The 16,075-nt window shown below is 38.1% G+C and carries 11 protein-coding genes; 6 read left to right on the top strand and 5 right to left on the bottom strand.

Annotated features, from left to right (window positions below):
* Window positions 1-30 precede the first annotated feature (30 nt).
* Window positions 31-1,914: an ATP-binding protein gene (locus IFO69_RS01465; RefSeq protein WP_225443952.1), complete on the top strand. Its 1,884-nt coding sequence runs from the start codon at window positions 31-33 to the stop codon at window positions 1,912-1,914.
* Here IFO69_RS01465 and IFO69_RS01460 read toward each other — a convergent pair.
* Entirely contained in the window at window positions 1,902-2,849 is a 948-nt protein-coding gene (locus IFO69_RS01460; protein WP_192007257.1) for a tetratricopeptide repeat protein, read from the bottom strand. The two genes, IFO69_RS01465 and IFO69_RS01460, sit on opposite strands and share 13 nt — an antisense overlap.
* 266 nt (window positions 2,850-3,115) lie before the next feature.
* Here IFO69_RS01460 and arsC point away from each other — a divergent pair, with 266 nt between their 5' ends.
* Together arsC and IFO69_RS01450 are read left to right on the top strand one after the other, a co-directional pair.
* Window positions 3,116-3,469, top strand: coding sequence for an arsenate reductase (glutaredoxin) (gene arsC / locus IFO69_RS01455; protein ID WP_192007255.1), 354 nt, complete (start codon window positions 3,116-3,118; stop codon window positions 3,467-3,469).
* A gap of 34 nt (window positions 3,470-3,503) precedes the next feature.
* Window positions 3,504-4,520: a cation diffusion facilitator family transporter gene (locus IFO69_RS01450; RefSeq protein WP_192007252.1), complete on the top strand. Its 1,017-nt coding sequence runs from the start codon at window positions 3,504-3,506 to the stop codon at window positions 4,518-4,520.
* Window positions 4,521-4,866: 346 nt separating this feature from the next.
* Here the strand turns inward: IFO69_RS01450 and IFO69_RS01445 are convergent, their stop codons facing one another.
* Both IFO69_RS01445 and IFO69_RS01440 read right to left on the bottom strand, forming a co-directional pair.
* Window positions 4,867-5,304, bottom strand: coding sequence for an SRPBCC domain-containing protein (locus tag IFO69_RS01445; RefSeq protein ID WP_192007250.1), 438 nt, complete (start codon window positions 5,302-5,304; stop codon window positions 4,867-4,869).
* Between the two features lie 42 nt (window positions 5,305-5,346).
* Window positions 5,347-5,754, bottom strand: a complete 408-nt coding sequence (locus IFO69_RS01440; RefSeq protein WP_192007246.1) for a VOC family protein — start codon at window positions 5,752-5,754, stop codon at window positions 5,347-5,349.
* Between the two features lie 122 nt (window positions 5,755-5,876).
* On the opposite strand from IFO69_RS01440, the gene IFO69_RS01435 reads away from it, so the two are divergent.
* From IFO69_RS01435 to IFO69_RS01425, 3 genes are all read left to right on the top strand, one after another.
* On the top strand, window positions 5,877-6,857 hold the full coding sequence (locus IFO69_RS01435) for a GlxA family transcriptional regulator (RefSeq protein WP_192007244.1): 981 nt from the start codon (window positions 5,877-5,879) through the stop codon (window positions 6,855-6,857).
* Between the two features lie 263 nt (window positions 6,858-7,120).
* Window positions 7,121-9,496 (top strand): TonB-dependent receptor, encoded by a 2,376-nt coding sequence (locus IFO69_RS01430; protein ID WP_192007242.1) that lies wholly within the window; start codon window positions 7,121-7,123, stop codon window positions 9,494-9,496.
* Window positions 9,497-9,498: 2 nt separating this feature from the next.
* Complete coding sequence (locus IFO69_RS01425; RefSeq protein ID WP_225443951.1) at window positions 9,499-10,311, top strand: DUF4249 domain-containing protein; 813 nt, start codon at window positions 9,499-9,501, stop codon at window positions 10,309-10,311.
* A gap of 81 nt (window positions 10,312-10,392) precedes the next feature.
* On the opposite strand, the gene IFO69_RS01420 is transcribed toward IFO69_RS01425, so the two are convergent.
* Together IFO69_RS01420 and IFO69_RS01415 are read right to left on the bottom strand one after the other, a co-directional pair.
* On the bottom strand, window positions 10,393-13,146 hold the full coding sequence (locus IFO69_RS01420) for a hypothetical protein (protein WP_192007240.1): 2,754 nt from the start codon (window positions 13,144-13,146) through the stop codon (window positions 10,393-10,395).
* Between the two features lie 895 nt (window positions 13,147-14,041).
* Entirely contained in the window at window positions 14,042-16,069 is a 2,028-nt protein-coding gene (locus IFO69_RS01415) for a M3 family metallopeptidase (protein WP_192007238.1), read from the bottom strand.
* Window positions 16,070-16,075 lie beyond the last annotated feature (6 nt).

The raw sequence follows: 16,075 nt of genomic DNA, 5'->3' as shown, positions 1-16,075 counted from the left end.
GTTTTTTGTAATTGCATAAAAGATAGGAATTTGAATAATCTCTTTAGGACTATAACAGACCAATCTTCTGAGATGGTTTTTATTGTTGAAAAGGTTTTTCCATATGCTATTGTGTATGGGAACAAGGCTTTTGAAAATGAAATAGGTAAGTTACTTTCTGATGAAAGTCTAAGAGGTTTGGGGTTAGATATTAATACCCTGTTATTTCAAGAGGAGAATATTATACACTATAACAATGATTTTTATTCATTTTTTGTTGAGAATGATCAAATAGGTGGAGACTATTACCTGTTTCAAAAAGGTAGCAAGATCTCTTTGCAGGATAGTGAAGTATCTTTGGATATCTTTAATAAGCAGGTAAAGGCTGAAGATTTTTTTTTCAAGAATTTACTTGACAAAATACCCACCGCACTTTTTCAAATGGTCATGGATGATAGAGGCAAGATGAGCTTCAAATATTTCAGTGAGAGTCGGAAGGGAATGTTTGATATGGCTGGAAAAGACAAGGATCATTTTAAAAGCATAGATTTTTTACTGAGTAGGGTTCATCCAGATGATATTGGGATGGTTTTGAAGACTATCGTTTATAGCACCAGATCCATGGCGCACTGGAGATGTGAATTCCGGATAATTATCAATCCTGAAGAGGGGCCTCGATGGGTAATTGGTGTGGCTTCCCCTGAAAGTTTACCTTCAGGAATTAATTGGTATGGAAGCATAATTGATATTACAGACATTAAGGAAAGGGAATTAGAGTTGGAAGCTGCTAAAAAGGTTGCAGAGGAATCCAGCAGGACCAAATCTGATTTTATTTCTATGATTACCCATGAGATCAGGACTCCTTTGAATGCAATCTCTGGTTCAGTCTATTCACTTTTTGGAGAAGAGCACAGTAAGCTTCAAGAAGGGCCGTTAAATACAATCAATTTTGCAGTGGATAACCTGATTATTATGATCAATGACTTATTGGATTTCCAAAAGATAGAGTCAGGTAAAATGTCCATTGAGCACAAGCCTTTTAATGTTAAGCAACTCTTGGGACAAGTGGTGAATGGCTTGAAGTACCAAGCCCATGAATCCAAAAATCAAGTCAACCTGATTGTGTCCGATAGGTTGGATGTTAACGTTTTGGGAGATAAGGTAAGGTTGTCTCAAGTGTTAAATAACCTTATGACTAATGCACTGAAGTTTACCAATGAGGGAAGGGTGAATTTAACAGCTACTTTAGTGCAAGACACAGAGAATCAAGTTAGGGTTTATTTTGAGGTGAAAGATACAGGTATCGGTATTGCTAGGGAGGACTTCAAAAAAGTGTTCAATGAATTCGATCAGGTAAGTCATAGTTTTGATGTAAAATATGGTGGAACTGGCCTGGGAATGCCGATTACCAAAAGGTTATTGGAAAACATGGGGAGCCAGATCCAACTGGAATCAGAAGTAGGTGTTGGGAGTACTTTTTTCTTTGAAATTACCTTTGATAAGTCTTTTGCTGAGAATAGTATTGAGGTGCTTAAGCCATCTATAGCAGAGACAGAGACTCCATTGGAGAAGCCCCGTGTCCTACTTGCTGAGGACAACGAAGTGAATGCCATTGTCATTATGAAGATCATAAGAAGGTGGGGCTTTGAATGTGAAAGGGTTTGTAATGGAGAGGAGGCACTGAGAGCTGTTGACATAAAAAGGTATGACATCATCTTGATGGATCTTCAAATGCCTGTGATGGATGGTTATGAGGCTGCAAGGCTAATAAAAGAAAAGACATCGATACCTATTATAGCCTTGACAGCTGCTTCAAAAAGCGAGCTTCAAAATAGAATGGAGGACAGGCTAATGGATAGCTTTATCTCCAAGCCAATAGATGCACTAGAATTACAGGGAAGGATCAAAGAACTGATAAAGGCTCATAAAGTCTGAGTCAGTTCGAGGTACTTTTGAGTTAGCTTGATTGATGGGGCTTTTTGATGGACTTCTGATAAATATTTTTGGGCAAGCGCTTTGTCTTTTTTAAAATAATAATAGATGCCCTTATTTCTGAGAGCGTATAGGTTTTTACTGTTTTGCTTAAGGCTGAAGTTGATGTCTTCTATTCCTTTTTCCAAGTCTCCATGAAAGAGATAATACAGTCCGCGGTTATTGTAAAAGTAAGCTTGACCAGAATTGAGGTCGATGGCTTTTTGAACCCAGTTTAGTGCTGTACTATACTCACTGTTTTCAAAAGCGATCAATGACCTTAAGTTGTAAATATTGGCTTCGTTAGGGTTGGTTTTTTCAGCGGTTTTTAGGTCTTCTTCTGCCATTTGATAGTCTTCCAAGTAATAGTATATGGTAGCCCTGTTGACATAAAGATCCGTTATTTTACTGTCTAGTTCAATTGCATTGTTAAAGGCAGTCAAGGCTTGTGAGTAATTGGTAAGTGCTTCTTGAGCTAAGCCTCTTATGAAATAGCCTTTATAATTTTGGGGCGCGTTCGCAATAAGCCGATCTGCATCAGCTAGCGATTTGTAGTTTTCTCCATTGTCAAGATAAGTTAGGGCTCTCTGGTATCGGGCATCATAATTCGCTTGGTCGATTTCAAGTGCTTTTGAAAAGTCATTGATGGCTTGGTCCAGTTTGGCCATCCTAAGGTTTGAAATACCTCTATTGTAAAAAGCATCAACAAACTCTGGATCCAAGTCAATGGCCTCATTGTAAAAATCTATGGCTCCTTCGTAATCGTTTTCCAACATTTTATTGTTTCCTTTCAAAAGGAACCTGCCTTTTTTGTCTTCTAAGGAGTCACAGGAAAAAAGAAAGATGATAATTAGGGATAAAGAAAATAATAATTGATGTAAAGAATGAAGCTTGTTCATGGTGCTGTTAAGGTATTCTATTGGGCAAGTAAAGTTAATGAAAGCTTTTTATTTAAATTACAAATAAAGCTGTTTTGAAGTATGGTGAAGTACCTCAAAACAAATCAGTGAGCTGAAGGGTATATATGATGAGGTTCTATTATAATTTAAGTACCGATACAAAATATGTATGGTTTTCTTTGTTTTGGATAGAAGGCAGGGGGAACTTTCATGATTTTATTTTCTACATTGAATAATTAATTTTGAATTCTTAATAAAAAAGTGAAATGAGTAAAGTAAAGATTTTTCATAACCCAAGATGCGGTAAAAGCAGGAATTCACTGAAATTGCTTCAGGAGAAAATGCCAGGGGAACAAATAGAGATCATTAAATACCTGGAGACTCCTCCTTCAAAGACCGAGCTTAAGGCTGTAGTTCAAATGTTAGGGATTTCAGCAGATCAATTGATTCGTAAGAATGAAAATGTATGGAAGGAAAATTTCAAAGGTAAATCGTATGGGGAGGATGAACTGATTGATATTATGGTGGATAATCCCATTCTAATTGAGCGTCCTATAGTAATCAAAGAGCGTAAGGCAGTTATCGGAAGACCACCGGAAAATATATTGGAGATTTTATAAATTGTCTTTCCATTTGCGTTAAAGAGAACCACTTGTGAACAATCCTAGAAAGCATTGGATTATTGCCTCTTTTGTCATCAGTGTCCTGTTGCTTATACTTAAATTTTATTCTTATTATTTGACACGGTCAAATGCGATATTGACAGATGCTTTGGAAAGTATTGTCAATGTGGTGGCTTCGGGCTTCGCCTTTTATAGTATCCATCTGAGCTCTATGCCTCGCGATCAAAACCACCCATATGGTCACGGGAAAATCGAGTTTTTTAGTGCTGGAATTGAAGGGGTTCTGATTATTCTTGCGGGCTTTTTTATTATTTACCAATCTATTATTGGATTTATTTTTCCATCTGTATTAAGATCTTTGCCATATGGGATGGCTTTGGTAGGTTTTTCAGGAGCTATTAATGGTTTTTTAGGCTACATGCTTTTCAAGAAAGGAAAAGAGCATAATAGTCTTACCTTGGAGGCTGATGGAAGGCATATTCTGACAGATGCTTTTAGTAGCTTTGTCCTTATCATCGGTGTGGGTATAATCTATTACACAGGTTTAGATGTGCTTGATGGTGTGTTTTCAATTCTATTTGCACTTTATATCATTTACAATGGTTATGGTTTAGTTAGAAAGTCTGTGGCTGGATTAATGGATGAAAGAAACCCAACCTCAATGATAGCAATGGTCAAGGTGCTGAACAAGCATCGAAAGAATAACTGGATCGACATCCATAACATGAGGGCCCAGCAATATGGTGCAGATAAACATATTGACCTGCATTTGACTTTACCGTATTACTTTGAACTGAGGGAGGTCCATGAGGAAGTGGAACGGGTGGAGGAAGTATTGGAGAAAAATATGTTGGGAAATGTTGAGATTTTTGTTCATGCTGACCCTTGTTTGCCGGAGAAATGCTGTCATTATTGTCAAGTGAAAGACTGCCCTGTCAGAAAGTATCCCAAATCGCAAAAGATAAATTGGAACGTGAATAATATGTCCCAAAATCAAAAGCACTATCATGAGTTAAGCGAAAATATTAGAGGGGGAAAGTTTATGTGATTTTGTTATTTGCTTTAATAGGGTTAAAAGCTTTTGTTGTAGGTTTTGGTTTCCTTATAAATTCCTGTAAATATTTGATTTTAAGTGTTTTGGTTTTGTTTTGGTTTTTGGATATTTAAGCTAAGTTTCTTAACTTAAAGCATGAGCGATGAAAAAAAGTTTAAAGTGTTCCTGACTGCGTCTGCTTTTGTTTGGTTGGCAATAGTCATTTTAATTATTGTTTTGTAGTCAGAAGAAAGAGAGCTATTACTGTTTCTGCGTACCATGCAGCTAATGTTTTTTTAAATGGATCAAATTTTTGAAGAAAATAAAAGCGGTGCAATATTCATTGCACCGCTTTTATTTTCTAGTCTTCAGCAATTGATTTTAGTTTGAGTAGTGCTTTGGGCCATGTATCGTTAAAGTATTCTTTGTACTCCTCAACAGTATCCATTTCAACTAACAGTTCCGTATTTCCGTCGATATTTTTGAGTGTATAGTTTTCATGGACCCCTGCCCAGCTCTTTACCTTTTCACTTTCTAGGTCTTCTTTTCCATTGTCATAAAACCCTAAATGTTCTATGGACATGTATTTATTAGGAATAGTTTTGGCAATTCTACTGACCATTCCTTGTCCATTTCCGTCCAGAAATAACACTTTACTACCTTCTTTCCAGTCTGTTTCAGCTCGGGAACCTTCACTGAAAACAGCAGTCCATGCTTGGTAAGACTTGTCATCCCATAGTGTTTCCCATACTTTTTCAGGTGAAGTGTTGATTTGAATTGTGAAAGTTAATTTTTCCATGTCTACTAAGGTTTAGAATATTCAATTTACCAGTATTTTAGTTTATTTTCTACATTGGAATAGCCAATGATGTCCGAATTTATCGGTAAGTCCACCAAAAAGAACACCCCAAAAATTTGTTTGAATAGGATGGAATGATTTTGCACCAGCAGCTAATTTATCATAGTATTTAAACAGTTCTTCTTCTTCTTTGGTGTCGATAAGGAGAGAGATGGAATTTCCTTTTTGAAGTCCAACTTCGTCTACCAAGTCAGTTCCTATGATGGTCAGCTTTTTATTTTTTAAGATAGCGTGAACAATTTTTCCCTTATAATTTTCAGGAAGTTTATTTGAGTGGGGAGATTCTCCTACCGTTTGTAAGCTCAAGGTTCCTCCAAAACAGTTTTGATAGAATGACATGGCTTCTCTACAGTTTCCATTAAATGTAAGGTAGCTAATGATTTGATTCATAACATTGAAATGAATGGAGTGAATAGTACTGGTAAAGTTCAGAAATAAATAGACCTTTACAACGGTGTGAAGACGACGGATTTGAGGGTTGATTGCGACAAGCTTTCTAATTATCTTTAATCATGAAAAAAGTATCCATACTTGTGCCGGAATCTTCAGTGATGGAAGCCATTGCTGATCCCCGGTATATGTTTACCGCAGCCAATCAATTTTTGATTTCTTCAGGTAAAGTTCCTTTGTTTGAGGTGCAGTTGGTTGGGGGGCAAAGAGAGGTGAAGCTTGCGGAAGGCGTGTTTTCTGTACATCCTGACAAACTTTTTAGCGATGTGGATGAAACTAATTTAATTATCATTCCTGCGCTTTTTGGGAATATGAAACAAGCGGTTGAACTAAATGAAGCATTTATTCCTTGGATTTTGGATCAATATAGAAAAGGAGCTGAGATAGCTTCCTTATGTGTAGGAGCTTTTTTGTTGGCAGCTACAGGCTTGTTGGATGGGAAAAAATGTTCAACGCATTGGGCCTATTATAATGAGTTCAGAGAGACTTTTCCCAATGTAGAGGTCGTTGATGGGAGTATTATTACCGAGGAAAACAGGGTTTACTCTAGTGGGGGAGCTAATTCTTATTGGAACTTATTGTTGTACTTGTTGGAAAAATATACCGATAGGGGCACAGCTATTTTGGCAGCCAAATACTTTGCCATAGACATTGACCGGGAAAGCCAATCAGCATTTGCCATCTTCAATGGGCAAAAAGATCATCCTGACGAGGAGATAAAAAAGGCTCAGGAGTTTATAGAAAACCACTACGATGAGAAGCTCAATGTAGATGATTTGGCAGGAATGGTTGCCATAAGTAGAAGGAGTTTTGAAAGGCGTTTCAAGCAAATGACAGGAAACACCGTCATAGAATACTTGCAGAGAGTGAAAATAGAAGCGGCAAAAAGAAGTTTTGAGTGCACAAGAAAAAATATTTCAGAAGTCATGTTTGATGTTGGATACACTGATACCAAAGCTTTTCGCAATGTCTTCAAAAAAATAACCGGACTTACACCAATTGAGTATAGAAATAAGTACAATAAAGAAACTGTGCTATCTTAATTAAATATTTTTTGAAAATACTAATTGATGCCTCAGGGTAATTTCCCTTAAAAGTGTCTATCAATTAGGGGAGGAATTTTCTCAATTTGTTAAAGTTTATTTTCTAACCCCAAGAAACTATTTTCGTTGATAGAGAAATAGTTTTTAAAATTTACCCAAAACAAAATAACCTGAATCGAAGTTGGGCAAGTGTCAATGTTGTTAAAAAGCTCAAATTTTAAGGGCTACTTTGTTAGTTTTGCCTTTTTGAAAAACAAAAACAGATGAAAAGAAGAAAAAGGACTTGTCGTTCGATAAGTTTTCAAGGAAAATTTTTGCTGCTCTTTTTGACCAGTTGTTTAGCCACTGCCAGTCTTTACGCCCAAGAGAAATTTACCATCAGGGGTAATATTGAAGATGCAAACAGTGGAGAAGGTCTGATAGGAGCCACAGTTTTTATCAAGGAATTAAGTACAGGAGGGACAAGTAACGTCTATGGCTTTTATTCCCTAACAGTTCCTGCAGGGGATTATACCTTGGTGTATAGTTTTGTGGGATATGAGTCAATTACAAAAGCCATAACCTTGGACAAAGATCAAACAATTGATGTGGAGTTAGGGTCAGGGGCAACAGAATTGGAGGAGGTAGTAGTCAATGCTGAGCCTGAGGATTCTAATGTCCGGTCCACGCAAATGAGTGTGAATAAACTGGATATGCGAGAAGTGGAAGCTATCCCTGTTATTTTTGGTGAAAAGGATATCATCAAGACCATACAATTACTTCCTGGTATAAAAGCCAGTGAAGGCGGAGGAGGTTTTTTTGTCCGTGGGGGGAGTGCAGATCAAAACTTGATCCTGTTGGACGAGGCTCCGGTATATAATGCGTCACATTTATTGGGCTTTTTCTCTGTCTTTAATTCAGATGCGATCAAAGACCTTACAATTTATAAGGGCCATATTCCTTCGGAATATGGCGGAAGAGCCTCTTCTGTCCTTGATATCAAAATGAAAGAAGGAAATAACAAGAAGTTTGCGGCACAGGGAGGTATTGGTTTGATTTCGAGCAGAGCCACAATTGAGGCACCGATTGTAAAAGATAAAGGGTCATTTGTGGTTTCTGGGAGAAGGACCTATGTAGACTTGTTTCTGAAATTGTCTAATGATGAAGAGGTCAAAAATTCCATTCTCTATTTCTATGACTTGAATGCTAAAGCTAACTATAAACTGGGTGATAAAGACCGGATTTTTGTATCAGGTTATTTTGGAAGGGATAACTTTGGTTATGGTGATCTGTTTGGATTTGATTGGGGAAACACCACAGCAACTGTACGCTGGAACCATCTTTTTAATGATCGATTGTTCTTGAATTCTACGGCCATGTTTTCGGATTACAATTATGAAGTGGAAATAATGGCTGAGGAGGAAGAAAATGAGAATAATGGATTTAAGGTGACTTCAGCCATAAGGGACTTTAGCATCAAAGAGGATTTCGAATATTATATTAATCCTCAAAATACCTTGAAATTCGGCGCAAGTGCTATTCGACATAATTTTGTGCCAGGAGAGATTATTCCACAAGGTGACTCTTATATCAATGAACAGAAGTTGCAACGTAAATACGCTTGGGAAACAGCAGCCTATATATCAGAGGATATCGAGTTTTCGCCGAGGTTCAACGTAAATGCGGGTCTGAGGTATTCTTGGTTCGCACAGATTGGTCCAGGAGAAATTTATACTTATGATGAAGACGGGGATGTAATCGATACTGAAACTTACGATGATGGAGAAATAGTAAAGTCCTATGGCGGTTTAGAGCCTAGACTTGGCTTAACATACCTCTTGAATGACGAAGTGTCTGTGAAGGCTTCATATGGTAGGAATCGCCAATATTTGCATTTGGTATCCAATAGTAATGCTGGTACCCCGATCGATTTATGGATTCCATCCAGTAATAATGTTCGTCCTCAAATAGCGGATCAGATCGCTTTAGGTTATTTCCGAAATTTCAATGATAATGCATTTGAAAGTTCTGTAGAGGTGTATTACAAGGATATGAAAAACCAGGTAGATTACCGTACGGGTGCGGAGTTGGTTTTTAATGAGAATGTAGAATCGCAATTGCTCTTTGGTGACGGTTGGTCCTACGGTGCTGAGTTTTTTGTGAGAAAAAACAAAGGTGACTTGACAGGTTGGATCAGCTACACCCTTTCAAAAACTGAACGCCAATTTGACGGGGTAGATTATGGAGAAGTATATCCTGCAAGTTGGGACAGGCCACATGATTTGTCGATTGTAGGGATTTATCAATTAAACAAAAGGTGGAATTTGTCTGCCTCATTTGTCTATCGCTCTGGCGATGCAGTGACCTATCCAGTGGGAAAATACGAGGTGAAAGGAGAAGTGATCAATATGTATGATAAGAGAAACAATAACCGTCTCCCTGAATACCATAGATTAGACTTAGGAGCAACCCTAAAACTTAAAAGCAACGAGAAGTTTGAATCGGATTTGAATTTCTCTGTTTACAACGCTTATGCTCGAAAGAATGCCTTTATGGTTACTTTCAGAGAAGATCGCGATGATCCTACCAAAACAGAAGCGGTGAAGTTTTCGCTGTTCAGCATCTTGCCATCAGTTACCTATAACTTTAGATTCAAATAATCATGAGAAGATATTTATATATAGTCTTTACCATAGCGCTTGCTTTTACTGGGTGTGAAGAGGTTATTATCATAGACCTGGATAATGCTGAGCCAAGAGTAGTGATAGAAGGTATCATCACAGATCAGCCTGGTCCTTATACTGTTACTATTTCAGAATCAGTGGGTTTTTATGAGGATAATGTTTTTCCTGGGATCGAAGGTGCTTATATAGAGATTTCTGATGATGAGGGAAATGTAGATGTGTTGGAAGAATTGGGAGATGGAGTGTATCAGACTACCATCCTTCAAGGGCAAAGAGGAGTGACCTATACGATAGAAGTACAATTGGATGGAGAAACCTATACCGCAGAAAGTACAATGCCTGAGGAGTTGGTAGAAATAGATTCATTGGGTTTTAGGTTTGAAGAAGAATCATTGCTTTACAAAGAAGGATATTACTTTCGAGCTTATTTTGAAGACCCTCCAGAATTGGGTGATTACTATAGTTTCAATGTTTACGTCAATGGTGAAGTGTATGTGTTTGACTTTGATGGGGAGTTGATTGAAGACGATAACTTTTGGCTTGGTGATGATAAATACACCAATGGTAATGCCCAAGATTATGATTTTCCTCACACTTTGGAGGTTGGGGATGAAATGTATGTGGAGTTAAGGCACTTGGATCGAAGTACCTATGATTATTACAGGACCTTGGTAGAAGTAATTGATGGAGGTGGAGTGGCCCCCTCCAATCCTTTGTCCAATTTCGGAGATACTGCTTTAGGGTATTTCGCTGCTTTCTCAGTGACTTCCATTGAGGATACGGTAGAATAGTAGCAATGTTTATTTAAATGTTTAAAAGGGCTATTGCTGAGTTAGAATTCAGGAATAGCCCTTTTCGTGTATAGGCCTGTTTTACTTTCTCTCTTCTACTTCATATGTCAGCTCTTGGTAGCCGATTTTACCATCCGGGGCAACAGCTTCTATGATCACCATAATCTGACCTGGAGTGTCTGCATTATAATAATTGACTTTGGCTTGTCCAGTAGAATCAGTTTTGACCTGGGCTTGCCAATGAATGACTGATCTTAAGTCTGGCTTTACCCAATCCTGAGCACTTAGGTTTTCATAGTTGGGACGGTAAAATTCCCTTGTCTGGGAAAAGACAGGTACAGTGGCCTGAAGTAGTCCGTCTGGTTTTTGAACCCCGAAAATCCCTTTTCCTGCGTGGGTGTAAATAGCAATTACACTTCCGGTCATTGGAGCTTCCAAAGGGCTGGCCTGAGGGTATACCTCCATAAAGAGTGAGGTGAAGTTTTTGGCAAACTTGATTAGCTCTACACTTTTTACCTCTGAAGGAGGGATGCTTGGGATAAGGTCATAATTATAGTTCATGACCGGAATGCCATCTATGACTACAAGGGTCATTTCAGCTGAAAGAACCGATGCTCTCAGGTAACCACCTGGCCCATTTACCCGGTCAATTTTAACATCCTCTGGATAGTTGAAAAGCAGGATGCTGTATAGGCCATAAGACCATTTTTCTTCTTTCTCTTGAATATCTTGCCCTTCAATTACCCTATCCGGCTTGCCAAAGCGTTTCATGACTTTCTCCCTCTCAGGGGTGAGGAGGTAATCCTCCACAGTAAATGTTTCAAGTTCCATTATATCAGTTGAAAGTTTGAAAGCAGCCTCAGCGGCACTCTTTTCTTGATGCTTCTCCACCAAAGCATAACTAAAACTGTCCAGACGTTCGATTTTTTGCTTTTGATCAAATTTGATTTCTGGGGTGAATTTCTTGTCCAGTGAAAAAGTGTAATTCTTCTTTTTTCCAGATTTGTTGGCACTTTGAATTAATACATCGATTTTTTCTCCATAAGCATCTACTAAATAAAAGCTAAAACGGCCAAGACTGTCTGTAGATTGGGTCTGAAAGGAGGCTTTTTCACCAAAGGTCATCAACGTGAGCGCTACATCTTCTTTTTTCTTCTTAGATGAAAACACTCCACCTACCGATCCTGAAACATGGAGCGAGGGTTCAGCAGGGTAGGCCAATGAGTCCAATTTCTGGTGATAGTGATAATTTCGCCAAGCCTGTGTGATCATCAAGGCGTCCAAGTCGTTGTAGCGGTTAGGGCGATCATATTGAAAATAATACCCCGGTTTTTCGATGTGCCCTTTTAGGTCGCCGCTCAATAATAATGAAGATAAAATATTTGTCCTGGTTTCTTGGGTTTTCCCCATTAAGTCTCCATTGATGGCCAAAACTGAAATATTCGCTTCTACAGGGGTGCCGTTCGAATCTTTGATTTGGATGTTGACGTTTGTTTTTTCTCTTTGAGTATATAATGATTGATTGGAAGAGGCTTCTATTGTAAGCCTGTTTTCTAGGCGTTCATTGAAGAAAAGTCTCTCTGCAACAGGCTGCTGGTGATGGTCTAATAGGGTAAAAGAAATGATGCCTTCCGGCAAGCTGTTAGTCGGTAGCATGGTGAGTGCTTTTCCTTGTTTCAGCCTTCCTTTTATCCAGTAATAAGGAATACCTCTGCTGGTGACTTTAATGAAGATGCTGTCATTATGTGCTGGTATGGCGGATTGAATTAACCGAATGTCATTTCCCGCCTTAAATACAGCCAAGTTGTAACCTTTAGGTTGTACCGTAGGAAGTGGGTATTGGTAGGTTACAGTAGAATCTCCAGAAAAATTTATTTCAGTATAATATTGATGGGAACTATCCGCTGAAATGATAAAGGAACCTATACCTAAATCATTGCTTTTTAAAGTGGTGATTTGCTTTCCACTTCCATCGATTATCTTACCTTGTATTTGTTTTCCTGAGCCAAGGTAATCCAAAGCCTTAAAACCTACCCTTGATGTCACCCCATGGACAAGCTCTCCGCTTTCTGGAAAAAACTGAAAATCCAAAGTCTCTTCGTCCAGGGCTAGCGTCTTAGAGTACTGGATCCCGTTTTCAGTTTCCATTTTCAGTGTTACCAATCTGCTGTTTTCTGGAATCTGATAATTAATGGCATATAGACCTTCTTTATTTTTTTTCAGAGAGAGAGAGTCTTTTTTGCCATCCAGATTGAGGGAGATACTTAGTTTCTTTTGATGAAGGCTGTCTATCTGCAAAGGGTTAAAGTTTGCGTTAAGCCAAAATTTCCCGGATGATTTTTCCAAAAGAGAAATTTGGTTGATTGGGGAAGCTATAGCTTCTTTGGACGAAGGAAATACGTCGATATAGGCCTTGAAAATATAATCCGAACCAAAATTGTTGTCCCACTGGGTGTAAGCCCTGATCAAATAGCGGCCGGGTAGATAGTTACGGTTTAGGTCAAAGAAACCTTCCCCGATGCCGTTTTGGAGTTTGATTAACTTTTCTTCCTTTACTTGGAGGTCGCTGCCTATTATTTCTGTGTGAAGGACTCCACTGAGCAGGGTAGGTTGGTTACTGGCGGCATTAACTACGATTGCCTTAAACCATATTGTTTGGTCATGCGTGTAGATTTTACTGTCAAGCTGGAGGTAAACTTTTTCAGCCAAAGCATTGGTGGATTCAATAATGGGGCTTTGTGCCTGGACGTTGTTTGCCAAAAGGCTAAGGACCAAAAATAGAAGTAACTTGATGCCTTTGCTTCTTTGGGAGCAAGGCCAGTAAAAATTGTTCATTCAGGAAGCTTTTTAAAAACACAAGTTAATAAAAATCAAACTTCCAGACTCTAGAATTAAAAAAGCTGAATTTTAAGTATAAAAAAAGCCATGAAACAAAATCCCATAGCTTTAGTCAATTAACAATAAACCCAAAATAACCTGCTGTAGGGGAAGGACTCGAACCTCCACGGGGTAGTTAGGCAAAACACGAGCTCCATGTTTGCTTTTTCCATTGACCCCCACCCCCGAGACAGGAGGGCTTGTCTGCCAATTTCAACACCCTACAGTGTAGTATAAACAATCTTCTATCCTTATCATCGTTTGTACGATTTGAAGAAAAAGACCTTTTGTCTTTGTTTATGATTCAAAGTTAAATAACTTATTTTGTTATTCAAATAAATTCAACATAAACATGAAAAGTTTACGTTATTTTTAATATTTATAGTATTTTGTTGTCAATTATATAATTTATACTTATTTGGAAACTTTCCGAAATTGTCAAATCGTTAATGAAGGTTTTTATATGAAATGAGTAGAAATTAAAAAAGCTATGAAACAATATTTCATAGCTTTAGTCAATTAACAATAAACCCAAAATAACCTGCTGCAGGGAAAGGATTCGAACCTTTCATTGGTAAAAAGTGAACTTATCTCATTCTTTACACTTCCAGAATACTTTTTAGTATCCTACAGTTTTGTTTGAAATCCCATTTGATTCCCTTGTTGATATAAAACTAATATAATGATTTTGAAATTCAAATTTTATAACAAAAATATTTAAAAATTATTTATTGGTTAATAAATGTTCTTTGAATTTATTGATTCGATAATTATAAACTGGAAGTTAAAAATAAGGTTTCTATTCCAATTAGATTGAATGAAATAAAAAAAGGGGACTTGAAGCCCCCTTTGGTTATATTAATCCAGCCCTCTTTAGCAGGGCTTCAGGTTTGGGTTCTCTGCCCCTAAACCTTTTGTATAAAATGGAAGGGTGGACTTTGCCTCCTGAAGAGAGTACATGATCTTTAAAAGCTTTGGCAGTAACTGGGTCAAAAATCCCGTTTTCCAAGAACATTTCGAAAGCATCCGCATCCAACACTTCCGCCCATTTGTAACTATAATACCCAGCAGCATAACCTCCTTGAAAAATATGGGAGAAAGAGGTGGACATTAAGGTGCCTTCTACTGCAGGGAGCAATTCAGTAGGTCTCATGGCTGTTTTTTCAAAATCAAATAGAGATTGGACTTCAGCAGGATTAGTACTGTAGTATGCCATGTCCAGTAAACCAAAACTTACCTGTCTTAAGGTTTGGTAGCCTTGGTGGAAATTAGCGGCCTTCTTGATTCTTTCAATTAGCTCTTCAGGGATCTTTTCTCCCGATTGATAATGCTTGGCAAATAAATCCAAGCATTCTTTCTCATAGCACCAGTTTTCGAAAATTTGAGAGGGGAGCTCTACAAAATCCCAATAGACACTTGTGCCGGAAAGCGATTCATAAGTTCCATTAGCTAGCATCCCATGCAATGCGTGGCCAAACTCATGGAATAGTGTGGTCACTTCATTAAAGGTAAGTAAGGAAGGAGTTCTTGCGGTAGGTTTGGTGAAATTACAAACAATAGATATATGAGGTCGGTGATCAACATTGCCTTCTTTGAATTGTCCTTGATAGACGGTCATCCACGCGCCATTTCTTTTTCCAGCCCTTGGGAAAAAATCAGCATAGAATACTGCAACATGTTTTCCAGAGGTATCTTTTACTTCATAGGCAGTCACTTCAGGATGATAGACAGGGATATCTTCGTTTTTGATAAACTGCAATCCATACAGTTTTCCAGCTGTAAGGAATACGCCTTGAATGGTGTTTTCAAGTTCAAAGTAAGGCTTGGTCAGCTCATCATCTACTTCAAATTTGGCTTTTTTTAGTTTTTCGGAGTAATAGCCAAAATCCCATTTTTGAAGCGTCTCTGGGCCACCAATGCTTTGGGCGAATTTGGTCAGTTCTTCCAGCTCTTCTTGGGCTTTTGGCTTGGCTTTTTCCAAAAGGTCTTTTAGAAAAGAACTAACCTCTGGAGCGCTTTTGGCCATTCTTTCTTCAAGGACAAAGTCAGCATAACTTTTATAGCCCAAAAGAATAGCTCTTTGATTCTTCAAAACCAATATTTCTTTGATGATTTCCTGGTTGTCCAGTTCATCACCTTTACATGATTTGGTGTTATAAGCTTTAAATATTTCTTCACGGAGTTCTCGGTTATCCGCATAAGTCATAAAAGGCACATAGCTAGGAAATGCCAATGTGAAAATCCATTTGCCTTCTTTGCCTTTTTCAATTGCAGTTTGGGCTGCCGCTTCTTTGATGGAGTCAGGAAGTCCGGCCAGTTTTGCTTCATCTTCTATTACCAATTCATATTTATTGGTTTCAGCCAACACATTTTCACCAAAGGCCAACCCTTTTTGGGAAAGATCTTTATCAATTTCACGGAGCTTGGCTTTATCTTCTTCAGAAAGCTTGGCTCCGTTTCTGACAAAAGATTTATATGTTTTGTCCAACAATGTCTCTTGCTCTTCGTTCAGATCAAGGCTTCCTTTTTGTTGATAAACAGTGTCTACCAAGTCAAAAAGCTCCTTATCCAACAATATGTCGTTGCCATGAGCAGTAAGCAAAGGAGAAATTTCCCTTGCCAATTTTTGGATTTCATCATTGGTTTCAGCAGCATTTAAATTGAAGAATATGCTGGAGATGATGCCCAGTTTTTTGCCCGAACTATCCAATGCTTCTATAACTGAGGAAAAATTGGGAGAGGTGGTAGCCTTAATGCTTTCTATTTCAGACTTGGCCTCTTGGATGGCCTCCTGGACAGCAGGTAAAAAGTGTTCATTCTTTATTTTATCAAATGGAGCCGTTTCAAATGGCGTATTAAATTTTTCCAATAATGGATTCATATTAAA

The organism is Echinicola arenosa (assembly GCF_014841125.1).
GTDB lineage: Bacteria > Bacteroidota > Bacteroidia > Cytophagales > Cyclobacteriaceae > Echinicola > Echinicola arenosa.
This window is presented reverse-complemented; position numbering and strand designations above follow the sequence as displayed.